Genomic DNA, 25,343 nt, shown 5'->3' on the forward strand with positions numbered 1-25,343 from the left:
AGCCATCCCATCGGCGTACCCACGAAGGGATGAGGTCGACAACGTCGAAAGCGGTGACCCGCGGTCGAAACCGCAGGTCACCGCTCGGAAAACGGCGTCATTCCGGGCAATCGGCGAGTTTTTGCCAATTTCCCGGTGGTGTCACCCGCTCAGGGCAGCAGCCCGTGCAGAGGGGTGTCGCTCTCGCCGAGGTCGACGTCGGCGTATTCGCGCAGCTTGGACAGCTTGTGCTGGCCCTCGATCACCCGGACCGTGCCGGACTTGGAGCGCATCACGATCGACTGCGTCGTGCACCGGTTGGCGCGGTAGTGCACGCCCTTGAGCAGCGCGCCGTCGGTGATGCCGGTGGCGCAGAAGAACATGTTGTCGCCGCGGACCAGGTCCGAAGTGGTCAGCACCTGGTTCACGTCGTGCCCGGCGTCGCGGAGCTTCGCCCGCTCGGCGTCGTCCCGCGGCCACAGCCGCGTCTGGATCTCGCCGCCGAGGCACTTCAGCGCGCAGGCGGCGATGATGCCCTCCGGGGTGCCGCCGATGCCCAGCAGCATGTCGACGCCGCTGCCCGGCCGCGCGGCCGCGATCGCGCCCGCCACGTCGCCGTCGGAGATGAACTGGATGCGCGCGCCGGCCTCGCGGACGTCCTTGACGATCTGCTCGTGCCGCGGGCGGTCCAGGATGCACACCGTGACGTCGGAGACGTCGATGTGCTTGGCCTTGGCGACCCGGCGGATGTTCTCCGCGATCGGGGCGGTCAGGTCCACGACCCCGGCGGCCTCCGGCCCGACCGCCATCTTCTCCATGTAGAACACGGCGGACGGGTCGAACATGGTGCCGCGCTCGGACACCGCGAGCACCGCCAGCGCGTTCGGCATGCCCTTGCTGAGCAGCGTCGTCCCGTCGATCGGGTCGACCGCGACGTCGCAGTCCGGGCCTTCGCCGTTGCCGACCTGCTCGCCGTTGTAGAGCATCGGGGCTTCGTCCTTCTCGCCCTCGCCGATGACCACGACGCCCCGCATGGACACGGTCCCGATGAGCTTGCGCATCGCGTCCACCGCGGCGCCGTCGCCGGCGTTCTTGTCGCCGCGGCCGACCCAGCGCCCCGCGGCCATCGCCGCGGCCTCGGTCACGCGGACCAGTTCCATCGCCAGATTGCGGTCCGGTGCTTCGCGGTGTCGTTCGGTGCTCATCGCGCCTCCCGGTGGTGAGCGGTTTTCAGGTTCCACTGCCCGAGGACGGCGGGATCCAGGCCCGCGCTCAGGCTCGTTGCCTCCGATCTTCGCAGATCGGCGGGCCCGTCGGAGCTCCCTCGTGGGGCAGCCCACTCCTGCTCGGCCGCCTGGCGGGCCGCTGGTCGGCCGGTGAGAGCATGAGAGTCGTGGCCGAACCCCGCAACCAGCAACCGCCCGCATCCCGTCCGCCCCGGACCGTGTCGGCGATGGTGTTCGCCCTGCTGCCGATGGTGCTGGTGGCCTTCGGGATCGCCGGGCTGGCGGGGCAGTGCTCGTTCAACCCGGGCGGCCCGTCGATCCAGGGCGGCCCGGTGCCGACGGTCGACGTGCCCGCCGAGCTGCGGCGCGCGGCGGGGCGGGTGGACTTCCCGGTCCTCGAACCGAACCTGCCCGCGAACTGGCGGGCCAACGCGGCGAACGTGACCACGCTCGCCTCCCACGCGCAGGTCGTGCGGGTCGGGTGGCTGACCGGCGGCGGCCGGTACCTGCGCCTGGCGCAGTCGACGGCCGCCGAGGACGAACTGGTCGAGAGCGAGACGCGGCAGGCGCCGCACGCCAGGGGCACGGTCGACGCCGCGGGGCGGCAGTGGGTGGTCTACGACAGCGTGCGCGGCGAGCAGGCCTGGGTGGCGGAGCGGGACGGAGTCCGGCTGCTGATCACCGGCAACGCCGACGAGGCGGAGTTCCGAGCCCTCGCCGAAGCGGCCATCAACGCCCCACCCGGAGCCTGACCGGCCCGCAGTTTCAATTGAAACTGCAGTCGGGCACGTGCCCGGTCCCGAGCGCAGTTTCAATTGAAACTGTTGCACCCCGTGGTGGTATCCAGTGGGGGAAGTGCCCTGAAGTGCGCAGTTTCAATTGAAACTGCGTGCCGGGAGGTGCGGCGAAGGCCTTGGTCAGTCCTGTTCGACGGCCGCCAGGGCTCGCTCCACGCGCTCGCGGGCTCCCGCCAGGTGGCGTTCGCAGACCGCCGCCAGGGCTTCGCCCCGCTCCCACAGCGATAGCGAGTCCTCCAGCGAGAGGCCGCCGGCCTCCAGCTGCTTGACCACCTCGGCAAGCTGGTCGCGGGCCTGCTCGTAGCCGAGCTCGGCGACCTCGGGGTGCTCGGCCACCGGGTCGAAGTGCTCGTCCTGCTGATCGTTCGCCGTCACGGGGTCGGACTCTCCACGTTGTTCTGCACGGACACCACCGCGGTGGCGATCGCCTGGTCGTAGCCGACGAACGCCTCCGCGAACTCGGCGCCGTCGCCCTCGCGCACCGCGTCGTTGATGCGCAACTGCGCCTCCGCGACCCTACGTCGGTGCGCCGAAGCGGCCCACCACCCGGCCCCCACGTACCCGGAGGTGGCCTCGGCGAGCGCGCGCAGGCGCGACGGCAGGTCCTTGCGCTCGGCGGACTGGCAGCCGCCCAGCAGCGCGGCCCAGCAGCCGACGGCCGCGGCGTCCGCCGCCTCGGCGCAGCGGCGCACCTCGCCGGCCCCGTTCCGCAGCAGCGCCGAGCCGTCGGTCGCCGACCTCGCGACGCCGATGGTCAGGGGGAGGAACGATGGTTCCTGCTTCGGGTGCACGTTCTCAGTCCTGTTCAGCCTGCTCGGTCCGGTACGACTGCCTGGATCGCTCCGTCAACGACCCGCACCCGCAGTCGAGTTCCCGGTGGCGCCTCCTCGACCGACCGGAGGACGCCGTCCACGCCGTCCTCGACGCGCTGCACGATTGCGTATCCACGAGCCAGCGTGGCCGCCGGACCCAAGGTCGTCAAGCGAGATCGAGTCGCGGTCAGCGCGTGTCGCTCGGTGTTCAGCGCGGTGGTCATCGCGCGGCGGGTGCGGTCGCGCATCAGCTCGACCTGTTCGGCGCGCCGTTCCAGCGGCCCGATCGGGTCGGCCAGCACCGGGCGGCTGCGCAGCGCGTCGAGCAGCCGGCGCTCCCGGTCGACCCAGCCGTGCAGCGCGCGGCGGGCGCGGTCGCGCAGCTGGTGGATCCGCTGCGTCTCCTCGGCGACGTCCGGCACCACCCGCTTGCCCGCGCCGGTCGGCGTCGAGCAGCGCACGTCGGCGACGTGGTCCACCAGCGGCGAGTCCGGCTCGTGCCCGATGGCGCTGACCACCGGCGTGCGGCAGGCGGACACCGCGCGGCACAGCGCTTCGTCGGAGAACGGCAGCAGGTCTTCGACGCTGCCGCCGCCGCGCGCCAGCACGATCACGTCGACCTCCGGCATCCGGTCCAGCTCCTGCAGCGCCGTCAGGATCTGCGGCACCGCGGTCGAACCCTGCACGGCGACGTTGCGCACCTCGAACTGCACCGCGGGCCAGCGCAGCTGCGCGTTGGTCAGCACGTCGTGCTCCGCGGCCGAGGCGCGGCCGGTGATCAGCCCCACCCGGTTCGGCAGGAACGGCAGCGGCCGCTTGCGCGCCGGGTCGAACAGGCCCTCGGCCTTCAGCAGCTGGCGGAGCCGTTCGATGCGGGCCAGCAGTTCGCCGATGCCGACCGCGCGGATCTCGTCGACCCGCAGGCTCAGCGTGCCCCGGCCGACGAAGAACGTCGGCTTGCCGTGCACCACGACCCGGCTGCCGTCGGTCAGCGGCGGCTCCATCTTGCGCAGCATCGCGGCGGCGCAGGTGAGCGTCAGCGAGACGTCGGCGGACGGGTCGCGCAGCGTCAGGAACGCGGTGGCCGCGCCGGGGCGCAGCGAGATCTGGGTGATCTGCCCTTCCACCCAGATCGTGCCGAGCCGGTTGATCCAGTCGGCGATCTTGCGCGCCACGGTCCGTACCGGCCACGGCTCCTCGGGGCTGGTCGGAGAACTCAGCGTCACTCCTCGGTGCTTCCCGGCCGCGAGGCCGGGGCGGCAGTCTCAGGCGAGACTGCCGGGGTCTTCTCGGGTCACTGGTTGCGCAGGCGGTCGAGGCGGTTCTGGAGCATGCGGACGAACTCCGGCCGCTGACCGTGCCGCTGCTCGTAGGCCAGCAGTTCGGCCAGCTCCGCCTCGGAGAACGAGCGGAGCCGGCCCCGCAGCTGCGGCAGCGTCAGGTGATCGTAGTCGGGCAGCACCGACAGGTCTTCGGACAGCACGGCCGGCTCGGTCGGTTCGTCCTCGTCGAAGGTCGCCCAGGCGGGCTGCTCCTCAGGGGTGCGCAGCCCGGCGAGGGCCTCATCGCCCTTGATCGCCAGCTCGGTGATCTGCTGCTGGATCCGCATCGACGCCTGCAGCGCCTGGCTGGCCACGGTGACCGGCAGGCCGATCAGGGTGGCCGGCAGCTGGCGGGCCTGCTCGACTGCGGTGGCGGCGAGCCCGGCGGCGATCCGCACCGGCAGGGGGAACGATGACATGCGCCCAGCCTGCCGCACTCGGGCCCGCGAAGCCATCGCCTCGTCGCACGACTGTGATCTGGAGCAGGCTGCAGGGCCGCCGCTCGACCGCGGACTCGGCTCGGCACCGGGTCTCGCCGCAATTTCCATTGAAATCGAACCTCTGATTTCCATTGAAGTTGCGGACGGCCGTGGTGAGGCGGCGGGTGGAACTCCAGTCGGGGACCGCCGCACGACTGTGATCTGGAGCAGGCGGGCCACTGCGGGGCTGAGCTCATTGGGCGCGGTCCGTACCCTTGGCGGTATGACGACCTCGCCCGAGGCCACTGACCTCGTTGACCAGGACGCCCGGCCGGCCAAGCGGGTCCTGCTGGCCAAGCCGCGCGGGTACTGCGCAGGTGTCGACCGCGCGGTGATCACCGTCGAGAAGGCACTGGAGACCTATGGCGCGCCGATCTACGTGCGCAAGGAGATCGTGCACAACCGGCACGTGGTGGACACGCTGTCCGAGCGCGGCGTGATCTTCGTGGACGAGACCGACGAGGTGCCGGAAGGCGCGCTCGTGGTGTTCTCCGCGCACGGCGTGTCCCCGGCGGTGCACGCGGAAGCCGCGCAGCGCAACCTGCGCACCATCGACGCGACCTGCCCGCTGGTCACCAAGGTGCACAAGGAAGTCAACCGGTTCGCCCGCGAGGACTACGACATCCTGCTGATCGGCCACGAGGGCCACGAGGAGGTCGAGGGCACCGCGGGCGAGGCCCCGGACCGCGTGCAGCTGGTCGACAAGCCGGAGGACGTCGACAAGGTCGAGGTCCGCGACCCGAGCAAGGTCGTGTGGCTGTCGCAGACCACGCTCAGCGTGGACGAGACGATGGAGCGGGTCGACCAGCTCAAGGAGCGGTTCCCGGGTCTGCAGGCGCCGCCGAGCGACGACATCTGCTACGCGACCTCCAACCGGCAGTACGCGGTGAAGGCGATGGCGCCGGAGTGCGACCTGGTGATCGTCGTCGGCTCGCAGAACTCCTCGAACTCCAAGCGCCTGGTCGAGGTGGCGCTGCAGGCGGGCGCGTCCGACGCGCACCTCGTGGACTTCGCGAACCAGATCGACGAGGCCTGGCTGGACGGCGTCACCACCGTCGGCGTGACCAGCGGTGCGTCGGTGCCGGACGTGCTGGTGCTGCAGGTGCTGGACCACCTGGCCGAGCGCGGCTGGAACCAGGTGGACGAGGTCACCACGGCCAACGAGAAGATCAGCTTCGCGTTGCCGCGGGAGCTCCGCAAGGACCTCGACGAGAACCCGGACAAGCCCAAGGGCGTCCGCTGACCGAGTAGCGAAAAAAGGGGGCATCCGCGCTGCGCGGATGCCCCCTTTTCAGTCCCGGCTCACCCGAACTGCTCGTCCCGTCGCGGCCGCCGGGGTCGCCGGGGCGGCTCCCCCTGCGGCGGCTCCGCCGCTCGCGGCCGCCCGGGCGCCTGCCGCGGGGCTGCGCCCCGCCGCGGCGGCACCGCGCGCCCGTCGCGCTCCGGCCGCGGCTCGGCTCCGCGCGCCCTGCCGGGCGCGTCGCCTCGTGCCCGGCCGGGCGCATCGCCGCTGCGCGGTCGCCCGGGGGCTTGGGCCCGCCCGCGCTCCGCTTGGGATCGCTGCGGGCGCGCTGCGTCGTCGGCGCGCGGTTTCCTGGTGCGTTCGCGCTCTTCGGGCCGCCGCTTCTTGACGTCCTCGGCCGGCTTCTTGCGCGGCGACGCGACGGGGCGGCGCTTCTTGGTCGCCGCGTCGCTGTCCGCGATCTCGGGGCGGGGCCGGGTCCGCTGGGTAACGAACATGCGGACGAGGCCGATGCCAAGGGAGACGATGGTGGCGCCCGCCATGATCGGGAAGCTGCTGATCAGCGGGCGCGCGATGGCGAGCGCCTTGGCGGTCATGCCGGCGCCCGCGGTGATCCCGCTGCCGGTGATCAGCACCAGCAGCGGCATGACGATGGTGAGCACGAGCGGCGGTTGGACCATCGGTCCGAACACGCTGCGGCGTTTGACCAGCAGCACGGCCAGCACGCAGCCGACGAAGAAGCACGCCTTGAACAGGATGTCGGGCTGCGACCAGAGCAGGATGTCGAGGATTGTTCCGACCGCGGTCGGGACGGCAGCCAGCAGCACGGCTCCCCAGAGCGGCACGCCCTTCGCCCCGAATGCGGAGCGCGTCGACCACTGGGAGGCGCCGCTGCTGGGGGGTGGGGCGCTCTGGCTATCGCGGATCGCGGTCACGAGTCCCAACGGTAACGGTCCAGTACCCCGGGCCGAGAGCCCTCTTCCGGAACTTGCGCGTTAATGCACGTTGGGTTACCTGCGGCCCCCGCCGACGTGACCGCCATGTGATGTCGGTGCAGCCGAATGGATGCCCTGTCACTTGGGCGGGTGTGTGAACCTTGACACAGGTAGCGTGACCATTTTAGCGTCCGGGCAATCGTTTTCTCACGATTCGCGAGCGGCGTGACGGGGGTGCGATGAGCACGGCGCCACCGCTGGTCGAGATGACCGGCATAACCAAGCGCTATGGGGGTGTGCTCGCGTGTGACGGCGTGGACCTGGAAGTCCGCGCCGGCGAGGTGCACGCGCTGCTGGGCGAGAACGGCGCGGGCAAGAGCACGCTGATGAAGGTGCTCTCCGGCGACGTCGTCGATCACGCTGGGTCGATCTCGATCGAAGGCCGGGCGGTGCAGTTCGGCAAGCCGGCCGACGCGCAGCACGCCGGGGTCGCGATGATCCACCAGGAGCTCGACCTGGTGCCCGGGCTGAGCGTCGCCGAGAACCTCTACCTCGGCCGCGAGCTGCGCAACCGCTTCGGCGTGGTGGACCGCCGGAAGATGGCCGTGCGCACCCGCGAGCTGCTGCGCCGCACCGGCATCGACCTGGACCCGCTGCGGCCGGTCGGCGAGCTGCGCGTCGGCGAGCAGCAGCTGGTGACCATCGCCCGCGCCCTGTCGCTGGACGCGAAGGTGCTGATCATGGACGAGCCGACGTCGGCGCTGTCCAGCACGGAGGTCGAGCGGCTGTTCGCGGTGATCGCCGAGCTGCGCCGCGGCGGCACCGGCATCGTCTACATCTCGCACCGGATGGACGAGATCGGCCGCGTCGCCGACCGCGCCACCGTGTTGCGCAACGGCCGCAAGGTCGCGGAGTTCGACGCCCGGAAGCTGACCGCGGAGCAGGCCGCCGAGGCGATGGTGGGCCGTTCGGTGCAGACGATGTTCCGCGCCGAGAGCGGCGCCGTCGGCGAAGAGCTGCTGTCGGTGTCCGGGTTCGCCGTCCGCCCGCGCCGGCCGCGGGTGGGTCGCCGGGAACCCGACGGCATCGATCTGACCGTGCGTCGCGGGGAGATCGTCGGGCTGTGCGGGTTGCTCGGCTCAGGTCGCACCGAACTGCTGGAATCGCTGTTCGGGGCGGGGTCCTCCGGCACGTGGGAGGGGGAGGTGTCCCTCGACGGGCGCCCGGTGCGGCCGAGGGGTCCGCACCGCGCGTTGCGCGAGGGCATCGCCTTCGTGCCGGAGGACCGCAGGAGTTCCGGGCTGGTGCTGGAGCATTCGGTGCTGGCCAACACGGTCCTCTCGGTGCTGGACCGGCTCGGCGTGGCCGGGCTGGTGCGCCGCCGCGCCGAGGTGTCCGCCACCGAGCGCAGCGTGCAGCAGCTCAAGATCAAGCTCGGCCGGATCCTCGACCCGGTCGGCACCCTTTCCGGCGGGAATCAGCAGAAGGTCGTCTTCGGCCGGATGTTGCTGACCGAGCCGCGGTTGCTGCTGCTGGACGATCCGACCCGCGGCGTGGACATCGGCGCGAAGTCGGAGATCTACCAGCTGCTCGGCGAGATCGCCGGACGCGGCATCGGGGTGCTGCTGGCGTCCTCGGAGCTGCCGGAGCTGGTCGGCGTGTGCCACCGGGTGGTGGTGCTGCGCGCCGGCCGCAGCGTGGCCGAGTTCGACACCGCCGACGTCGGCGAAGCGGAATTGCTGGCGGCCGCCATGGGCGAGGGCGTGGCGGCCGGCGGGGCCGGGCCGGTCGTCGGCACCGGGCGGCAGAGCACTGGGGGAGGAGCGCGGTGAGCAACCAGACGGAGGAACGGCCCGCGGAATCCGTCGCGCCGCGGCGGACGAGCGTCGTGGCCACGCTTTTCCGGTTCCAGAGCTTCTTCGGCCTGGTCGCGGTGTTCCTGGCGGCGGTGGTCTTCTCGCCCCGCAACGACGGGCAGATCCTGTTCCTGACCAGTGACAACCTGTTCAACATCGTGCGCGCGGTGTCCGAGATCGGGATCATCGCGATCGGGCTGACCTTCGTGATCCTGATCGGCGGCATCGACCTGTCGGTCGGCTCGGTGCTCGGGTTGGCGGCGGTGGGTTCGGCCGTGCTGATGGTCGAGGACGGCTACGGCGTCTGGGCCACCGTCGCGCTGGTGCTGCTCGCGGGCATCGTCTTCGGCCTGCTGCAGGGCACCGCCGTCGCGTTGCTCGGCGTGCAGGCCTTCATCGTCACCCTGGCCGGCCTGCAGATCGCGCGCGGCCTGGCGCGGATGTGGTCCGGCGGCGAGACGGTGCAGATCTCCTACGGCGACGGGCCGGGCCAGGCGCCGATGCTGTTCTCCCTGCTCGGGGAGCGCACCTTCGGCGGCGTGGTGCCGATCCCGGCGCTGATCTTCGCGGTGGTCGCCATCGTCGCGATCCTGTTCCTGCGCGGCAGCGCCTATTCCCGCCACCTCTACGCCATCGGCGGCAACGAGAAGGCCGCCCGGCTTTCCGGCGTGCCGGTGAACCGGGTCAAGATCATCGCCTTCGGCATCGCCGGGTTCTGCGCCGCGCTGGCCGGGATCGTGCACGCCGGCCAGCTGAACGCGGGCAGCCCGAACGACGGAATCGCATACGAACTCGACGGAATCGCCGCCGTGGTGGTCGGCGGCACCAGCCTGGCCGGTGGCCGGGGCTCGGTGATCGGCACCATCGCCGGTGCGCTGCTGCTCGGCATCCTGAACAACATCCTCAGCCTCAACAGCGTCAACACCGACCTGCAACTGCTGATCAAGGGCCTGGTGATCGTCGCGGCGGCGGCGTTGCAGCGCCTGCGACCGACGTCCTGAAACCCCTCGTCCGGGAGGAAGCACGATGCGCAAGACAACGAAGTCCTTGATCGCAGTCACGTGCGCCGCGGCCGCGCTCGCCGCCGCCGGTTGCGGGACGACCAGCGAGAACACCGGGAAGGTGCAGGCGCAGGACCCGACCCAGCACTGCAAGGGGCCGAACGAGAAGTACACCATCGGCATGAGCCAGGCCAACCTCGCCGAGCCGTACCGGGTCCGGATGGACGACGACATCCGCAAGGCGGCCGAGAAGGTGCCGCAGTTCGAGGTGCAGTTCTCCGACGCGGCCAAGGACAACTCCAAGCAGATCAGCGACGTGGAGAACTTCCTCACCAAGCAGGTCGACCTGCTGATGATCTCGCCGAACGAGGCCGCACCGCTGACCGACGTGGTGAAGAAGGCCTACAACAAGGGAATTCCGGTCGTGGTGCTGGACCGGAAGGTCGACGGCGACGCCTACACCACCTACATCGGCGCGGACAACGTCCAGATCGGCCGGCAGGCGGGCGAGTACTTCAAGAGCACGCTGCTGCCGGAGGGCGGCAAGATCGTGCAGATCAAGGGGCTGTCCGGGTCGACTCCGGCGGCGGAGCGGGAAAAGGGCTTCAAGGAAGGCATCCAGGGCTCGCAGATCGAGATCGTGGCCACCGCCGACGGTGAGTGGGAGCGGTCGGTCGGGCAGCAGAAGATGGACGCGCTGCTCAAGGCGAACCCCGACATCAAGGCGGTCTACGCGCAGAACGACCCGATGGCCGAGGGCGCGTACCTGGCGGCCCAGGCAGCGGGCCGCAACGACCTGAAGTTCGTCGGCATCGACGGGCTGCCCATCCCGTCCGGCGGCATCAAGGCCGTCGAGGACGGCCGGCTGCAGGCGACCAACCTGTACCCGACCGGCGGCGCGGAAGCCGTGGAAGCGGCCAAGAAGCTGCTGATCGACTGCCAGCCGGTGGAGAAGGCGCAGACCCTGCAGACCGAGCTGGTCACCAAGGAGAACGCCGCCGAGGTCTACGCCCGGCTGAACCAGAGCTGACACCCGCGTCGTGAGTGGTCGTGGTCGCCGGGGCGGCCACGACCACTCACGACTGCGCGCTCGAGGCAATGCCAGGCGCTATTGCGAATGATCGCGATTTCCGAATAATTACATTGCCGGTAAGACTTTTCTCGTGAAAATCCCAATACACCTGGATGGTGGTTGTCGGAGCCCTCGGTTCCGGCAACCATCTTATTGAGTGAATTCGCTTCGCGGATTCTTCGACACCGCCCGTATCGGTTGGCTTCGCGGAGATCTCCTTCTTACGCTGCGCTCAATGCGCGAGTGATCTTTCAACCCCCGGAGCCGGACGAAAATCCATTCAGTCGCGCACCACCATCGGAAAACAGCGTCCGCCACCGTCCGCAGTGGATAGTGGCGCGCGGGGAGGGGCGAGCACTATGAGAGACCGCTCAGCAACGCCGCCGGGAAATGGTCGTCGGCGCGCCCGCCGGCTCGGCGCCTACCTCGGAATCGCTTCGCTGGCCGCGGCCGCCATGGTCGCGGACGCCGGATTCGGCCCGGTCCGCGCGGACGCGCAGCCGGCGGCGCCGGCCAGGGGACCGGTCGGCTGGGACACGTACCGGAACCTCGGTGCGACGGCCCAGCTGCGCGGCGACGAGAAGTCGTTCCAGGCCTCCAGCTTCGACCGCACCGGTGGGAACAACGACGGATTCCGGGGTACCTACTCCTGCCTGCGGATCACCGACCGCGGGTGCGTGATCGCCGAGCACGACGGCGCGGGGGAGATCACCTCGATCTGGTCCACCCGCGAACCCTGGGGCGACGTCACGGCGACCGGCAACATCATGATCGAACTCGACGGCCGGGTGATCCTGAACGCGCCGTTGGTCGACGTGGTCAACGGGCGGGTGGGCGCGCCGTTCGCGTGGCCGCTGGTGGCCGGCGCCGGAGACGCCGCGGGTGGCGTCTCCATCAAGGTGCCGATGCCGTACCGCAATTCGATGCGGGTGACCGTGCAGCACAACCCGTACTTCTACCACGTCTCCTACCGGGCGTTCCCCAACGCGGACGGCGTGCAGACCTTCAACCCGCACGATCCCGCCGGGGACGTGCTCGACCGGTTGCGCCGCTTCGGCGTCGCCGACCCGAAGCCCGCCGCCTCCGGCGCCACCCCGACCCGCAAGGACTTCGACCTGGCGCCGGGTTCCTCGACCACGATCGCCCGGCTGGCCGGGCCGCAGCAGATCTCCCAGCTCCGCGTGCGGCTGCCGCAGGTGGTGGGCAGCCCGCAGGCGGTCGACGACGGCTACGCCTTCGGGCAGGCCGGCGGCAGCCGGTTCACCATGCGCGTAAACCCGAACAACCAGGGCATCCGGCTGATCCGGCGGTACGACGCGCAGATCGCCGACCAGGTCGCGGACGTCTTCGTGGACGGCCGGCCGGTCGGGCAGTGGCGCGGCGGCCCGGCGCGGCCCGGCCAGTGGGGTGTGGAGTTCCTCGAGGTGCCCGCCGAGCTGACCGCGGGCAAGTCCGAGGTGCAGGTCTCCAGCCGCTTCGTCTCGTCCTCCCTGGACGTCAACGAGTTCCGCTACGACGTGCACAGCAAGGTGGGTGGCGAGTGGGTGCGCACCGACGTGCTCGACCTCGGGCCGGACCACCCCGGCGAGCAGAGCGCGCACGGCTACCGCATCGACAACGAGGTCTTCGCCCGGTCCAAGCTCATCGCCCGCTACCCCAACGATCCCGGCCAGGTCGCGGCCTCCGACGAGGTGCTGTCCACCGCCCGGATCCGCATCACCTTCGACGGGCAGACCACTGTGGACGCGCCGATCGGCGAGTTCTTCGGCACCGGCCTCGGCGAGTACGACGTGCGCAGCCTGATGACCTCGGTCGACCCGGGCCTGGACGGCTGGTACACGTCCTGGTGGCCGATGCCGTTCGCGCAGAACGCGGTGGTCGAGGTGGTCAACGGCGGCGGGATCCCGATCACCGGCGCGACCGCCGAGGTCATCAGCGCGCCGGCGGAGGTGGGCGGCAACACCGGGTACTTCCACGCCACCCACCTGCGGGGGAACACCGTGCCCGGGAGGGACTGGACGTTCCTGAACACCAGCGGAGCGGGCACCTTCTACGGCGTCACGCACACCATGCGCGGGCTGATCCCGCCGGGCGCGGCGGTGCGCAGCGACCAACCGCACTCCCTCGGCACGAGCGCCGCCGTGAACCAGCGCAACTACCTGGAGGGCGACGAGCGGTTCTACGTCGACGGCTCCGCCGAGCCGGCGTGGCACGGCACCGGGACCGAGGACTTCTACGAGTCCGGCTGGTACTTCCGGGACGGCACCACGTTCTCGATGCCGCAGGTCGGCAACCCGTCGCACGAGATCGGCGCCGACGGCTGCCAGTTCGACTGCACCGGGGCCTACCGGATCATGGTCAACGACGCGGTGCCGTTCCGAACCGGCCTGCGGGCGGGGATCGAGCACGGGCCGGTCAACGACGAGCCGGGCGACTACAGCTCGACGACGTACTGGTACGGCGGCCGCGTGTCGGGTCGCCAGCTGCCGATCGCGCCGCCGGCGCCCGCCCGGCCGCCGGAGACGCCGCCGGCTGCCCCGTCTGCGCCACCGGAGACCAGCACCCCGCCGTCGTCGACCGCCCCGCCGGAACCGGGGACTCCGGAGGAGGGCACCCCGGAGACCACCGGCCAGGACGACGGCGAACGGCCGGCGGACGTCCAGCAGGTGGTGGACGAGGCCATCCGCCAGCACCAGCGCAACGGCTGAGCCCCGGACCGAGCGAACGGACCATTCACGCCGCCTGGCGAGGTGAATGGTCCGTTCGCTCTTGTCACGGGCGGGTGCTGCTGCCCCGGGTGACCAGGTGCGCGGACAGGGTGGTGGTGGTCATGTCGGTGCGTTCCCCGCTGATCCGGTCCAGCAGCAGCTGGGCGGCGATCGCGCCCATGTCGTAGGCGGGCTGGGCGACGACCGTCAGCGGCGGGTCGATCAGCGTCGCCCACGGCGCGTCGTCGAAGGCGACCACACCGATGTCCCGGCCGGGGCGCAGGCCCAGTTCGGCGCACGTCTCCAGCACGCCGACCGCCATCATGCTGTTCGCCACGAGGACCGCGTCCGGCGGATCGTCCTGGGTCAGCAGCGGTCGCGCCGCCTGCTTCGCCCCGGGCGCCTTGAACTCCGAGCGTCGCACCAGCGCCGCAGGGGCCGGCAGCTTCGCTGCGCGCAGCCCGTCCCGGTAGCCGGCGAGCCGGTCGTCCGCGGTCAGCACGCCGCTGGGGCCGGTGAGGCAGGCGATCCGCCGGTAGCCCTGCTCCGCCAGGTGCAGGGTCGCCTCCTTGGCGGCGAGCCTGCTGTCGACCAGCACCGTGTCGCCCGCCGAGTTCGGCAGCGGCCGGTCCACCGCCACCACCGGCGTGTTGTTGCGGCTGAGCAGCTCGGCGCTGTCGCCGCGCCCGGTCGGCGACAGCAGCACCCCAGCCACCCGCTCCTGCAGGGCGACGTCGACGTACTCGCGCTCCTTCTCCGGCTCGTCGTCGGAGTTGCACAGCACCACCGAGTAGCCGGCGGCGTGCGCCACGTCCTCGGCGCCGCGGGCGATCGCGGTGAAGAACGGGTTCTCCACGTCGGAGATGATCAGGGCCAGCACCGCGGTCTCCTGCTTGCGCAGGTTGCGGGCCGGGCCGTTGGGCCGGTAGCCCAGCTCCGCGGCGGCCGCGAGCACCCGCGCGGCCAGCGCCGGATCGACGGTGCTCTTGCCGTTGAGCGCACGTGAAACGGTCGCAGTGGACACCCCGGCGCGGGTTGCCACATCACTGATCGTCGCCACGACTCCTCCTCGTGTGCCCGCTAGCCGAGTGATGGCGGGCTACCTGCCTTGACAGCCCGTGTCATGCCAGAATAGCGTCCGAGAAAACGATTGCTCGCCGGTCTTCTCGGCAATTCCAGCGGCGGGCTTTCCCGGTCAGGCGATCCGCAGGGAGTTCACCGGTGGCGCCCACCGACGTGCTCCTCGCCGCCGGTTCTCCAGCAGTCAACGTCGCCTGTCAGTGAACTTGGGAGGAACTGTGGCTCGCATCGGCGTCGTCAGCATTTCCGACGGTCGTGACCACGTCCACGCCCGCATCGCGGATTTCATCCGGTCCAAACAGGATTCCCTGGTCCGGTCGCTGCAAGCCGCCGGACACGACGTGGTGGTGGGCGACGACCTGGTCGCCACCAACGCGCTCGCCACCTCGGTGGCCCGCAAGGTGGCCGCGGCCGACGTCGACGTCACCGTCTTCTACTACTCGGTGTGGACGTTCCCGCACTTCACCATGCTCGCCGCGGACGCCACCCGAAGCCCGCTGGTGCTGGTGGCCAGCACCGATCCGACCGAACCGGGCCTCGTCGGCATGCTCGCCGCGGGCGGCGCGCTGGACCAGATCGGCCGCCGACACACCCGCGCCTGGGGAGCGCCGGACGACGCCGAGCTGGTCGAGAAGATCGGCGTGCACGCCAAGGCGTCCGCGGCGGTGCGGTCGCTGCGCGGGTCGACCTTCGGCCGGTTCGGCGGGCGTCCGATGGGCATGAACACCGCGGTGGCCAACACCGACCAGTGGATGCGCAAGTTCGGCATCGACGTGGAGGAGATCGACCAGTACGAGCTGGTCCTGCGCGCGGACAAGGCGGACGCCGCCGAGGCGAAGAAGGCGCGCGAGTGGATCGAGCAGCACGCGGCGGGCGTGCACTACGACGGCAAGAAGCTGACGCCGGAGCTGCTGGAGCGGCAGATCCGCTCCTACCAGGCGATCCGGGACATCATCGCGGAGCGCAACCTGGACTTCTCCGGCATCAAGGCGCAGCCGGAGCTGACCGAGAACTTCGCGACCATGGACGTCACCGAGGCGTTCCTGAACGACCCGTACGACTGGAACGGGCCGAAGGAGCCGCACGTGTGCGCCACCGAGGCGGACATGGACGGCGCGCTGACCATGCAGCTGTTCAAGGCCTTGGCGGGCACCCCGGTGCTGTTCGCCGACGTGCGGCACTACCACGCCGACCGGGACATCTGGGACCTGTGCAACTCCGGCCAGCACGCCACCTGGTACGCCGCCCGCAGCGACGACCCGGCGGAGAACCTGGCGAAGGTCAACTTCTACCCGGAGGTGTTCTTCTTCCCGGCGGGTGGCGCGTCGGTTCAGCACATCGCGGCCCCGGGGCAGATGACGCTGGGCCGGTTGACTCGCGAGGACGGCGAGTACCGCCTGCAGCTGATGCTCGGCGAGTTCGAGGTGTACGACGACGAGACCAACCAGGCGCTGGTGAACCAGTCGACGCCGGAGTGGCCGCACGCGTTCGCGCGGCTGGACGCGCCGGGCGAGGTGTTCCTGTCGAAGTTCGGCGCGAACCACATCCACGCGGTGCCCGGCGACCACCGGGCGGCCCTGCGCGCCGTGGCGGATCAGCTGGACGTCCGCCTCGACGAGTGGACCCGGGGCTGACAACATCCTCTTCCGGTGCAGTTTCAATTGAAACCGCGGGCCTCCGGGGTGTCGGACCACGACACGCCGGAGGTTGTGGACAACTCCCGCAATTTCAATGGAAATCGGAGGTTCGATTTCCATTGAAATTGCGTACCGCACCCGGGTGGGGCAGCCCTGGGGTGGTGCGGTCGGGGGTCTCCGGTGTTCCAGGTGTGCGAGTTGACGAGGAGGATCGCGCAGGTGGCCGAGAAGGTGTTGCTCGGGATCGACATCGGCACGGCGAGTTCCAAGGGGGTGCTGGTCGCCACCGACGGGCGCATCATCGCCCGCGCCAGCCGGCCGCACGAGACCTCCCACCCGCATCCGGGCTGGGTGGAGCACGACGCGGAATCGGTGTGGTGGGCGGACTTCCTGGAACTGGCCCGGGAGCTGGTGCCCGCCGCCGAAGGCCGGGAGATCGCCGGTCTCGGCGTCAGCGGCATCGGCCCCGTCCTGCTGCCCGCCGACGGCGACGGGAAACCCCTGCGGCCGGCCATCCTCTACGGCGTGGACACCCGCGCGACCGAGGAGATCGCGGAGCTCACCGAGGAGTTCGGGGCGGACGAGATCCTGCGCCGGGGCGGCTCGGCGCTGTCCAGCCAGGCCGTCGGGCCGAAGATCCGCTGGCTGGCCAGGCACGAGCCGGAGGTCTACGAGCGCACCGAGATGCTGCTGATGTGCAGCTCCTACCTGATGCACCGGCTGACCGGCCGGTACGTGCTCGACCACCACTCGGCCAGCCAGTGCGATCCGCTCTACGACCTGCGGGCCCGCGACTGGTCGGCGGACTGGGCTCAGCGGGTCGCGCCGGGGCTGCCGCTGCCGGAGCTGGCGTGGCCGACCGAGGTCGTCGGGCGGGTCACCGCGCAGGCGGCGGCCGAGACCGGGCTGCCGGAAGGGCTGCCGGTCACCGCGGGCACCGTGGACGCCTGGGCCGAGGCCACCAGCGTCGGCGTGCGGGAGCCGGGCGACGTGATGCTGATGTACGGCACCACGATGTTCTTCGTCCAGGTGCTCACCGATCTGCAGCCGCACCAGGCGCTTTGGGGCACCTGCGGGGCGTTCCCGGACACGTACACGCTGGCCGCCGGGATGGCGACGTCGGGCGCGGTGACGCAATGGCTGCGCGGCCTCGTCGACGGCGATTTCGCCCAGCTCGTGGAGGAAGCGAGCAAGGTGCCCGCGGGCAGCCGCGGGTTGTTGCTGCTGCCGTACTTCGCCGGTGAGCGGACGCCGATCTTCGACCCGGACGCGCGCGGCATCCTGGCCGGGCTGACCACCAGCCACGGCCGCGCCGAGCTGTACCGGGCCGCGCTGGAGGGCATCGGTTTCGGGGTCCGCCACAACCTGGCCGCGATGGGCGAGGCGGGCGGCACCGCCCGGCGTCTGGTCGCCGTCGGCGGCGGCACCCAGGGCGGGCTGTGGACGCAGATCGTTTCCGACATCACCGGCCAGGAGCAGCAGGTCCCGGCCGAGACGGTCGGCGCGGCGTACGGCGACGCGCTGCTCGCAGGGGTCGGCACCGGGACCGCCGTCGCCCCGGACGACTGGAACCCGGTGACGCGCACCGTCCGGCCGAACCCGGAGCACACCGAGCGCTACGACGCGTTCTTCGGGCACTACCGGGACCTCTACGACTCCACGGTGCGGATCGCGCACTTCCTGGCAGGTGAACAGCGCGCCGCAGACGAGCGCGACTGATCACCGAATGACGCGCCACTGATCTTGTTAAGCTCAGGCATTCGGGTGAGCTGTCACGAGATCGGGGAGGCGCGGGGCGGATGGCGGTGACTCGGCGTGTCCTCGCGGCCTGTTTCGCCTTGGTGACGTTGGTCGCGGCCGGTTGCTCCCGGGAGTCGGACGCCGACGAAGCGCCACGGATCGACACCGCCGGCCGCGACCTCGGCGCGGCCAGCGTGCAGCGCGACCAGGTGTACGCGCAGCGCGACACCGGCGCGCTGAAGCTGGACCTGTTCCTGCCCGCGAAGCGCGAGACGCCGACCCCGCTGATCGTGTACGTGCACGGCGGCGGCTGGGACGCCGGGGTTCGCGCGCTGGACGCCGATCCCGCCGCGCCGGAGGCGCTGACGGCGCAGCGCCTGCTGGAACACGGCTACGCGGTGGCCACAGTGGACTACCGATTGACCGGGGCGGCGCAGTACCCGGCGCAGGTGGTCGACGTGGCGGATGCCGTGCGCTGGCTGCAGGGGCGGGCCGGGGAGTGGCAGCTGGACGCCGACCGCGTCGGGCTGTGGGGCTCCTCGGCCGGCGGCCACCTGGTGTCGCAGCTGGGCGCGCTGACCGGGGCCCCGGACAAGCCGGGCGGCGGGCTGACCGGCGTCCGGGCGGTGGTGGACTGGTTCGGGCCGACCGACATGAGCGCCGAGGCCGAGGCGGCGCATCCGCAGATGCAGGAGTACGCGCGGCGGGTGATCAAGCAGCTGCTCGGCTGCATGCCGGTGGAGTGCCCGGCGCAGGCGGAGTCGGCGAGCCCGATCAAGAACATCTCCGGGGACGAGCCGCCGTTCCTGATCCAGCAGGGCACGGCGGATTCGCTGGTCCCGCTCGACCAGAGCCTCGACTTCGCGCGGGACCTGCGCAAGCTGGGCGTCACGGCGGAGATGCACCCGTACGAGGGCCTGGACCACGGCTTCGGCCGCGGCCCGCACAACACGCTGATCGTCGACACGGTCGCGGCCTTCGTCGAGACCCACGTCTGACCGGCCCTTCCGCACCGCGGAGCGCCCGTTCCGGCGAGCCCGGTTCTGCCCGAGGGCCGTTTCAGGATGGTGCGCGGGCATGTGGTGGGACGCAGGGCGCTGATTTCGCGCGAAATCGCCATCGGTGTCGGGCGCCGGGCACCTGCGGGATCAGCCGGGCGGAGCCCTTCTGGAACGAGCCCTGGAGTCGGACGGCTCCTCCCGGGGTTCGTGTGCCCGCACCTGCTTCGGGAGTTCGATCCAGCTTCAGGCCGCAGATGCGCCGGGGTGCTCGGTCAGAAGCGCTCGGTCTCCCGATCCCGGACGAGCGGCTGCGCATCGAGCCCTTCCCGCGTCGGGAGCGAACCGTTGACCAGGCCGTCTTCGTCGTGGCGGATGGTTCCGACGCCGCCGGAGCCCGCGGCTTCGGCCAGCGGCTGGACCGTGCTGCGGAACGACTCCAGCGCGTCGAGCTCGCGGCGGCGGGCCGAGACGAAGCGCTGCAGGTGCGTGCTGGAGAGGTTCACCGCTTCCACCGCGTTGGACGCCGCGCGCTGGGCGCGGACCGAGTGGGCGCGCACCTGCTCGATGTCCTCGGCGATCGTGCGCTCCGTCGCGGCGAACATCGACGCCGACGCCAGCACCGCGAAACCCGTTGGCCCGCAAAGGAAGACCCGCTTGCCCAGCAGCCAGGTGAGCAGCTGCGGGTCGGTGTCGAGGGCGGCGATCACAGCGGCGTCGGACGGCACGAACATGATCGAGCCGTAGATCGCGTCGGCCCACTTCTGGTAGCCCTTGCCCGCGAGTTCGGTGGCGCGGGAGCGGATGTTGCGGACGTGCACCCGCAGGGCGTCGGTGCGTTCTTCGGGGTCGTCGGTCTCCATCGCCTCGGCCCACACCGCGAGGCTCGCCTTGGCGTCCACCGGGACCTGGCGCCCGCCGCCCACGGACAGCACCATGTCGGGGCGCGCGGAGCCGCCGCCGGCGAGGTCGGTCTGCAGCGTGAAGTGGACTCCTTCGCGCAGCCCCAGCGACCGCGCGGTCTCCACGAGCACCTGCTCGCCGAGCTCACCGCGGCCGGTGATGGAGGCGAACGCGACTTCGTAGCGCCGCAGCGCGGCCTGCTGCTCGGCGGTGCGGGCGCGCTCGGCCTCGACCATGCGCAGCGCCTCGTCGGCTCGGCGTGCGCTGTCCGTGTACAGCCGCCAGATCAGCATCAGCGCTGCCGCGACCAACAGCGTCAGCACGACGACGATGGTGATCAGGACGCCGGTACCCACATGAGCTCCGTCCGGTAGTGGCAGTGGCAGCTCAAATGATGGCGGACCCGCCCGACAACATCACGCACAGCCACGCTGTGAACGCGCTTCCGGCCGTCGGCTCCGTTTCTGCTGGTCAGGTGCCGTGAGCGTTTTGCGTCGCCATAGCAGCACAAAATGTGCACGGGCGTTGACCTGCGGAAAGCGGCCACAGGGTGCACGACACGCCGAAGCGGCGTGGGGGGTCTGCGAAGTCAGGCGGGGGCGTCGATAGCTTGGGGCTCATGCGAGTGCTGCACACCTCCGACTGGCACGTGGGACGGACGTTCCACGGCCGAGACCTGCTCGGAGATCAGGAGGCCGTCCTGGGCGGGCTGGCCGACCTGGTCGTCGAGGAACAGGTCGACGTCGTGGTGGTCGCAGGCGATCTCTACGACCGCGCGGTGCCGTCGGGGGAGGCGGTGCAGACCTGCGTCCGGGTGCTCGGCAGGATCCGCGAAGCGGGCGCCCAGCTGGTGGTCACCTCGGGCAACCACGACTCCGCCGCCCGGGTCGGCGCGTTCGCCGAGTTCGCCGCGGCCGGCGGCCTGCACCTGCGCACCCAGATCGCCCGGCTGCACGAGCCGGTGGTGATCGACGACCGGCACGGCCCGGTCGCCTTCTACGGCATTCCCTACCTCGAACCGGACCCGGCGCGCCACGCCCTGCAGGCCCGCGCCGACGTGCCCGGGGCCAGCGCTGAGATCGAGTCGCGCGGCCACACGGCGGTGCTCACCGAAGCGATGAACCGGGTGCGCGCCGAACTGGCCGAACGTCCACAGGGGACTCGTTCGGTGGTGCTGGCGCACGCCTTCGTCACCGGCGGCGACAGCAGCGATTCCGAGCGCACCATCGCGGTCGGTGGCGTCGAGCAGGTGCCGGGCTCGGTGTTCGACGGCGTCGACTACGTCGCGCTGGGGCACCTGCACGGCCCGCAGCGGCTCGCCGAGCACCTGCGCTATTCGGGCAGCCCGCTGGCCTACTCGTTCTCCGAAGCGGCGCACCGCAAGTCGGTGTGGCTGGTCGACCTGGACGCGGACGGCCTGGCCGGCGTGGAGCGGCGCGAACTGCCGGTGCCCCGGCGGCTGGCGACGGTCCAGGGACTGCTGGAGGACCTGCTCGCCGAGCCGGAGCACGCCGAGTTGGAGGAGTGCTACCTCTCGGCGACGCTCACCGACGAAGTGCGCCCGCTGGAGGCGATGCGGCGGCTGCAACAGCGCTTTCCGCACGCCGTGCACCTGGAGTGGAAGCCGGCGACCGGCCGCGCGACAGCGCCGTTGCACTACGCCGAGATCGTGCGCGGTCGCGACGACCACGAGCTCGCCGCCAGGTTCGTGGCCGACTGCCGGGGCAGCGACCCCAACGACTCCGAACGCGCGCTGCTCAACGAGGCACTGCGCGCGGTCGCCGCGGCGGAGGGGGCGAAATGAGGCTGCACAGCCTGGAAGTCACCGCGTTCGGCCCGTACCGCGACCACCAGGAGGTGGACTTCGACCGGCTCGGCGGCGACGGTCTGTTCTTGCTGCACGGCGACACCGGTGCGGGCAAGACGACGCTGCTGGATGCGGTCGCCTTCGCGCTCTACGGTTCGGTGCCGGGCGCGCGCGGCGAGGTCAAGCGGCTGCGCTGCGACACCGCGAAACCCGACACCATCACCAAGGTCGTGCTGGAGCTGACGGTGCAGGGGCAGCGGCTGCGGCTGGAGCGCAGCCCGGAGTACCAGCGGCCGAAGAAGCGCGGTGACGGCTACACCACGCAGCAGGCGAAGGCCTCGCTGACCTGGGTCGACGGCGCGCCCACCGAGCAGCCGCCGGAGGGACTGACGCGCATCGACGAGGTCGGGCGCACGGTGCAACGCCTGCTGGGCATGACGGTCGACCAGTTCTTCCAGGTCGTGATGCTGCCGCAGGGCGAGTTCGCCAAGTTCCTGCGCTCGGACACCGCCGAGCGCGAGAAGCTGCTGGAGAAGCTGTTCGGCACCCAGCGGTTCGGCGAGGTCGAGCGCTGGTTCGTCGAACGCCGCCGGGAGCGCGGGCGCGGCGTCGAGGAGCAGACGCAGCGGGTTCGCGAGCTGCTCGCGCGCGTCTCGCAGGTCTCGGGCGCGGAACCGGATGCCGATGTGGACGAGCAGAACTGGTTGGAGGACATCGAAAAGCGGTCCCTCCGCGAGATGGAGGGCACGCGGGCCGAGCACTCCCGCCTGCGGCGCGAGCGGGAGGTGGCCGACGCGAAGCTGACCGAGCGCCGCGAGCTGGCCGAGAAGGTCCGCCGGGTGCGGCAGGCCAACGCGACCCTCGCCGCGATCGGCGAACAGCAGGACCAGCACGACGCTTGGCGCGCGGAGCGGGAGGCGGCGCAACGCGCCGTCCCGGTGCTCACGGCCCGGAATGCCGTGCTGCGGGCGGTGCAGGAGCGCGACAAAGCACGGGCTGCGGTAGCCGCTGCGGCCGCGAGCTGCGAGCTGGACGCCGAAACACCGCTGGCCGAACTGCGTTCGCTCGCGGGTACCAGGCGGGAGGAAGCGGGTGGTCTCGCGCACCTGATCCCCGAGGCGCAGCAACAGGAAATCGACCGGCAGAAGCTCGCCTCCCTGGCCGATCGGCTGGCAGCGGACGAGACCCTGGAAACCGAGCTCGCCGGGCAGCAGGCCACCCTGCCCGACCGCATCGGCATCGCGCGGCAGCAGGTCGAAGACGCGAAGCACGCGGAGCTGCGACTGGAAACCGTGCAGGCGCGCGGCACCGAGGTCGCCGCGCTGCTGCGGACCGCGCGGGAACTGCCCGGCGCGCAAAAGGAACTCGCGTCGGCGACGGCCCGCGCGCAGCAGGCCATCGATGCCCACCAGCAGGCGCGCGACCTGCTGCAAGATCTCCGGGCCCGCAGGCTCGCCGGGATGGCCGCCGAACTCGCGGCCCGGCTCTCGCCCGGCGAGCCGTGCCCGGTCTGCGGATCGGCGGAACACCCCGCGCCCGGCGAACCGGTCGACGCCCCGGTGCGAGCCGAGGACGAGGACAACGCCCAAACCGAGGAGCAGCGCGCCGCAGCCCGGCGGGAAAAGGCCACGGCAGAAGCGCAACGAGCCCAACAGCACCTCGACAACCTGGCAGAACGCCTCGGCGATCACACCGAGGCGGACCTCGCCGCCGAAATCGCCGAGCTCAGAGCCGAGCGCGACGCGCTCCAGAAAACCGCCGCGGAACTACCGCAACGCACCAAGAAGCTGGCTGAGCTGGAAGAATCCACCGAGCGCCTGAACGAGCAGTTGTCGAAGGTGCGAACCCGCGTCGCGGCGGCGCGCAGCGAACAGGCATCGCTTGCGACCACAGTGGACGAACGCGAGTCCAGGCTGCGCGAAGGGCGCGCCGACTTCCCGAGCATCGCCGACCGGCGAACGCACCTGCTGGACATCGCCGCCCGCCTCGAACAACTCGCAGCGGCCAGGACGAGCAGGGACGACGCCGAACAGCGCCTCGCCGAACAGGAAACCGCCCTGGCCGAAGCCGCCACCGCGGCGGGCTTCGACAACGCGGCAGCCGCGCTGGCCGCCGAACGCGGCGACGACCGGATCGCCCAGCTCGCCGAGGCGCTCGCCGAGGTCGAAGAACGCGCCGCAGGCGCCCGCGCAGCGCTGGCCAGCGCGGAGCTGTTCGGCGTGGACGCGGACGCCGAGGTCGGCCTCGAAGAGGCCACCGAGGCCGCCGTCGTAGCCCGCGAAGCGGCGGAGCGCTCGGCTGCGTTGGCGCATCGCGCCGAGCAGCGGCAGCGCGACATCGCGCAGCTCGCGGAGCGGCTGCGCGGAGCGTGGGCGGAGCTCGGGCCGGCGTTGGCGGAGCACGCCGAGCTGGAGGCGTTGGCGGACGTGGTCAACGGACGCGGGCAGAACGCGCGGAAGATGTCGCTGCGCGCGTACGTGCTGGCCGCGCGGTTGGAGGAGGTGGCCATCGCGGCCACCCGGCGGCTGCAGCGGATGAGCGGCGGCCGGTACTCGTTCGTGCATTCCGACGCGGCCGGGGCGCGGGGCACCCGTGGCGGGCTCGGACTGGACGTGCTCGACGACTACTCCGGGAAGGTCCGGCCCGCGAAGACGCTCTCCGGCGGCGAGTCGTTCCTCGCCTCGCTTTCGCTGGCACTCGGGCTGGCCGATGTGGTCGCCGCCGAGACCGGCGGCGCGCTGCTGGACACGTTGTTCATCGACGAGGGTTTCGGAACGCTCGACGCCGACACCCTCGACCTGGTGATGGACACCCTCGACGACCTGCGGGCCGGCGGCCGGGTCGTCGGCCTCGTGTCCCACGTCGAGGAGATGCGCCAACGGATCTCGGTGCGCCTCCGCGTCCGCAAGTCCCGCGACGGCTCCACCCTGGAACTCCAGACCTGACCGTCCCGGGCACCGCGCCTCCGCCCGGCGCACCCGAAGGCGCCCGGTGTCTTTGGCGATTTCGCGCGAAATCGCCATCCCGCCCCCATGCGGAGCGTTGATTTCGCGCGAAATCGACGCACTGACGACGTAGTGCCGCACGTGCCCGCACGCCATGCTGAAACGACCCCGCCGCGCTCCGTGGTGGGGCTCCGACAGTCAGAGCCGGGTACCTCCGGTGCCTGCTGGACGTGGGTTCCCGGTTTCAGGGCGAAATCGGGAACCCGTCGGGCCGGTCAGGCGGTGGTTTCGTGGGCGAGGAGCCAGCGCTTGGCCGGGAGACCCCAGCGGAAGCCGCCCAGGGAGCCGTCGCTGCGCAGCACCCGGTGGCACGGCACGAACAGCGCCGCCGCGTTGCGGGCGCAGGCCGCTGCCGCCGCTCGGAACGCTTGGGGGCGGCCCGCCAGCGCGGCTAGTTCCGAGTAGCTCACGGGTTCACCGGCCGGGACCTTCCGCAGCACCTGCCAGGCGTGTTCGAGGAACTCCCCGGAGCGCTGCCGCACCGGAATCGCGTCGACCGCGCGCAGGTCGCCGGCGTGGTAGTCGCGGATCGCGCGGGTGACCGCGCCGAGATCCGCTGCTTCGCGCGGTGCTTCGGGCAGGAGCTCGCGGGACACCAGCGGCACGAGCTCGTCCAGGCGGGCCGTCCAGCCGGATGCGAGGACGGCACCGTCGGCGTCGACCACGGCGGTGAACGGACCGGCCGGAGTGTCCTCAGTGGACCATGTGATCATGCTTCTCTCCTATGTTCCTGCGGCGGCCGG

The 25,343-nt window shown here is 71.3% G+C and carries 20 protein-coding genes; 11 read left to right on the top strand and 9 right to left on the bottom strand.

The window, feature by feature from the left end; translation table 11 throughout:
* Positions 1-149: 149 nt before the first annotated feature.
* On the bottom strand, positions 150-1,184 hold the full coding sequence (gene glpX, locus ACWEV3_RS16875; RefSeq protein ID WP_397526148.1) for a class II fructose-bisphosphatase: 1,035 nt from the start codon (positions 1,182-1,184) through the stop codon (positions 150-152).
* A gap of 179 nt (positions 1,185-1,363) precedes the next feature.
* On the opposite strand from glpX, the gene ACWEV3_RS16880 reads away from it, so the two are divergent.
* Positions 1,364-1,957 carry a DUF4245 domain-containing protein gene (locus ACWEV3_RS16880; RefSeq protein WP_452614746.1) on the top strand — a complete coding sequence of 198 codons (594 nt, stop codon included), beginning with the start codon at positions 1,364-1,366 and terminating at the stop codon, positions 1,955-1,957.
* A gap of 165 nt (positions 1,958-2,122) precedes the next feature.
* Here the strand turns inward: ACWEV3_RS16880 and ACWEV3_RS16885 are convergent, their stop codons facing one another.
* The 4 genes from ACWEV3_RS16885 to ACWEV3_RS16900 form a co-directional block, all read right to left on the bottom strand.
* On the bottom strand, positions 2,123-2,338 hold the full coding sequence (locus ACWEV3_RS16885) for an exodeoxyribonuclease VII small subunit (protein ID WP_452614840.1): 216 nt from the start codon (positions 2,336-2,338) through the stop codon (positions 2,123-2,125).
* Positions 2,339-2,373: 35 nt separating this feature from the next.
* Positions 2,374-2,793, bottom strand: a complete 420-nt coding sequence (locus ACWEV3_RS16890; RefSeq protein ID WP_452614747.1) for a hypothetical protein — start codon at positions 2,791-2,793, stop codon at positions 2,374-2,376.
* A gap of 14 nt (positions 2,794-2,807) precedes the next feature.
* Positions 2,808-4,034 (bottom strand): exodeoxyribonuclease VII large subunit, encoded by a 1,227-nt coding sequence (gene xseA, locus ACWEV3_RS16895; RefSeq protein ID WP_132483306.1) that lies wholly within the window; start codon positions 4,032-4,034, stop codon positions 2,808-2,810.
* Between the two features lie 74 nt (positions 4,035-4,108).
* Positions 4,109-4,555 carry a lipid droplet-associated protein gene (locus ACWEV3_RS16900; protein WP_452614748.1) on the bottom strand — a complete coding sequence of 149 codons (447 nt, stop codon included), beginning with the start codon at positions 4,553-4,555 and terminating at the stop codon, positions 4,109-4,111.
* A gap of 283 nt (positions 4,556-4,838) precedes the next feature.
* Between ACWEV3_RS16900 and ACWEV3_RS16905 the strand changes: the two genes are divergently transcribed.
* Positions 4,839-5,858: a 4-hydroxy-3-methylbut-2-enyl diphosphate reductase gene (locus ACWEV3_RS16905; protein WP_397526151.1), complete on the top strand. Its 1,020-nt coding sequence runs from the start codon at positions 4,839-4,841 to the stop codon at positions 5,856-5,858.
* 59 nt (positions 5,859-5,917) lie between these two features.
* Here the strand turns inward: ACWEV3_RS16905 and ACWEV3_RS16910 are convergent, their stop codons facing one another.
* A complete protein-coding gene (locus ACWEV3_RS16910) occupies positions 5,918-6,793 on the bottom strand; it encodes a DUF6542 domain-containing protein (protein WP_452614749.1) in 876 nt (291 codons plus the stop codon).
* A gap of 239 nt (positions 6,794-7,032) precedes the next feature.
* On the opposite strand from ACWEV3_RS16910, the gene ACWEV3_RS16915 reads away from it, so the two are divergent.
* From ACWEV3_RS16915 to ACWEV3_RS16930, 4 genes are all read left to right on the top strand, one after another.
* Entirely contained in the window at positions 7,033-8,625 is a 1,593-nt protein-coding gene (locus ACWEV3_RS16915; protein WP_452614750.1) for a sugar ABC transporter ATP-binding protein, read from the top strand.
* Complete coding sequence (locus ACWEV3_RS16920; RefSeq protein WP_358575130.1) at positions 8,622-9,650, top strand: ABC transporter permease; 1,029 nt, start codon at positions 8,622-8,624, stop codon at positions 9,648-9,650. Before ACWEV3_RS16915 ends, ACWEV3_RS16920 begins: the two co-directional genes overlap by 4 nt.
* A gap of 25 nt (positions 9,651-9,675) precedes the next feature.
* Entirely contained in the window at positions 9,676-10,680 is a 1,005-nt protein-coding gene (locus tag ACWEV3_RS16925; protein WP_452614751.1) for a substrate-binding domain-containing protein, read from the top strand.
* Positions 10,681-11,081: 401 nt separating this feature from the next.
* The gene (locus ACWEV3_RS16930; protein WP_452614752.1) at positions 11,082-13,430 is read left to right on the top strand and encodes a glycoside hydrolase family 172 protein; all 2,349 of its coding nucleotides are present in this window, start codon (positions 11,082-11,084) and stop codon (positions 13,428-13,430) included.
* Between the two features lie 64 nt (positions 13,431-13,494).
* Here ACWEV3_RS16930 and ACWEV3_RS16935 read toward each other — a convergent pair whose 3' ends face one another.
* Positions 13,495-14,490, bottom strand: a complete 996-nt coding sequence (locus ACWEV3_RS16935) for a LacI family DNA-binding transcriptional regulator (protein WP_452614753.1) — start codon at positions 14,488-14,490, stop codon at positions 13,495-13,497.
* Positions 14,491-14,728: 238 nt separating this feature from the next.
* Between ACWEV3_RS16935 and ACWEV3_RS16940 the strand changes: the two genes are divergently transcribed.
* The 3 genes from ACWEV3_RS16940 to ACWEV3_RS16950 all read left to right on the top strand — a co-directional run bounded on the left by ACWEV3_RS16940 (position 14,729) and on the right by ACWEV3_RS16950 (position 18,885).
* A complete protein-coding gene (locus ACWEV3_RS16940; RefSeq protein WP_452614754.1) occupies positions 14,729-16,144 on the top strand; it encodes an L-fucose/L-arabinose isomerase family protein in 1,416 nt (471 codons plus the stop codon).
* A gap of 222 nt (positions 16,145-16,366) precedes the next feature.
* Positions 16,367-17,866: an FGGY-family carbohydrate kinase gene (locus ACWEV3_RS16945; protein WP_452614841.1), complete on the top strand. Its 1,500-nt coding sequence runs from the start codon at positions 16,367-16,369 to the stop codon at positions 17,864-17,866.
* Positions 17,867-17,946: 80 nt separating this feature from the next.
* Entirely contained in the window at positions 17,947-18,885 is a 939-nt protein-coding gene (locus ACWEV3_RS16950; protein ID WP_452614755.1) for an alpha/beta hydrolase fold domain-containing protein, read from the top strand.
* Positions 18,886-19,160: 275 nt separating this feature from the next.
* Here ACWEV3_RS16950 and ACWEV3_RS16955 read toward each other — a convergent pair whose 3' ends face one another.
* A complete protein-coding gene (locus tag ACWEV3_RS16955; RefSeq protein WP_452614842.1) occupies positions 19,161-20,081 on the bottom strand; it encodes a DNA recombination protein RmuC in 921 nt (306 codons plus the stop codon).
* Positions 20,082-20,407: 326 nt separating this feature from the next.
* On the opposite strand from ACWEV3_RS16955, the gene ACWEV3_RS16960 reads away from it, so the two are divergent.
* Both ACWEV3_RS16960 and ACWEV3_RS16965 read left to right on the top strand, forming a co-directional pair.
* Complete coding sequence (locus ACWEV3_RS16960) at positions 20,408-21,592, top strand: exonuclease SbcCD subunit D (RefSeq protein WP_452614756.1); 1,185 nt, start codon at positions 20,408-20,410, stop codon at positions 21,590-21,592.
* Positions 21,589-24,540 (top strand): AAA family ATPase, encoded by a 2,952-nt coding sequence (locus tag ACWEV3_RS16965; protein WP_452614757.1) that lies wholly within the window; start codon positions 21,589-21,591, stop codon positions 24,538-24,540. Before ACWEV3_RS16960 ends, ACWEV3_RS16965 begins: the two co-directional genes overlap by 4 nt.
* 275 nt (positions 24,541-24,815) lie before the next feature.
* Here ACWEV3_RS16965 and ACWEV3_RS16970 read toward each other — a convergent pair whose 3' ends face one another.
* Complete coding sequence (locus ACWEV3_RS16970) at positions 24,816-25,313, bottom strand: methylated-DNA--[protein]-cysteine S-methyltransferase (RefSeq protein WP_358575119.1); 498 nt, start codon at positions 25,311-25,313, stop codon at positions 24,816-24,818.
* Positions 25,314-25,343 lie beyond the last annotated feature (30 nt).

It is taken from the genome of Saccharopolyspora sp. NPDC003752, from assembly GCF_053605825.1.

Bases quoted from the DNA above. Each gene is read 5' to 3' on its own strand.
- ACWEV3_RS16905 (WP_397526151.1), top strand. From the start codon at position 4,839: ATGACGACCTCGCCCGAGGCCACTGACCTCGTTGACCAGGACGCCCGG.
- ACWEV3_RS16925 (WP_452614751.1), top strand. From the start codon at position 9,676: ATGCGCAAGACAACGAAGTCCTTGATCGCAGTCACGTGCGCCGCGGCC.
- ACWEV3_RS16950 (WP_452614755.1), top strand. From the start codon at position 17,947: ATGGCGGTGACTCGGCGTGTCCTCGCGGCCTGTTTCGCCTTGGTGACG.
- ACWEV3_RS16880 (WP_452614746.1), top strand. From the start codon at position 1,364: ATGAGAGTCGTGGCCGAACCCCGCAACCAGCAACCGCCCGCATCCCGT.
- ACWEV3_RS16915 (WP_452614750.1), top strand. From the start codon at position 7,033: ATGAGCACGGCGCCACCGCTGGTCGAGATGACCGGCATAACCAAGCGC.
- ACWEV3_RS16930 (WP_452614752.1), top strand. From the start codon at position 11,082: ATGAGAGACCGCTCAGCAACGCCGCCGGGAAATGGTCGTCGGCGCGCC.
- ACWEV3_RS16965 (WP_452614757.1), top strand. From the start codon at position 21,589: ATGAGGCTGCACAGCCTGGAAGTCACCGCGTTCGGCCCGTACCGCGAC.
- ACWEV3_RS16960 (WP_452614756.1), top strand. From the start codon at position 20,408: ATGCGAGTGCTGCACACCTCCGACTGGCACGTGGGACGGACGTTCCAC.
- ACWEV3_RS16955 (WP_452614842.1), bottom strand. From the start codon at position 20,081: ATGCTGATCTGGCGGCTGTACACGGACAGCGCACGCCGAGCCGACGAG.
- glpX (WP_397526148.1), bottom strand. From the start codon at position 1,184: ATGAGCACCGAACGACACCGCGAAGCACCGGACCGCAATCTGGCGATG.
- ACWEV3_RS16970 (WP_358575119.1), bottom strand. From the start codon at position 25,313: ATGATCACATGGTCCACTGAGGACACTCCGGCCGGTCCGTTCACCGCC.
- ACWEV3_RS16900 (WP_452614748.1), bottom strand. From the start codon at position 4,555: ATGTCATCGTTCCCCCTGCCGGTGCGGATCGCCGCCGGGCTCGCCGCC.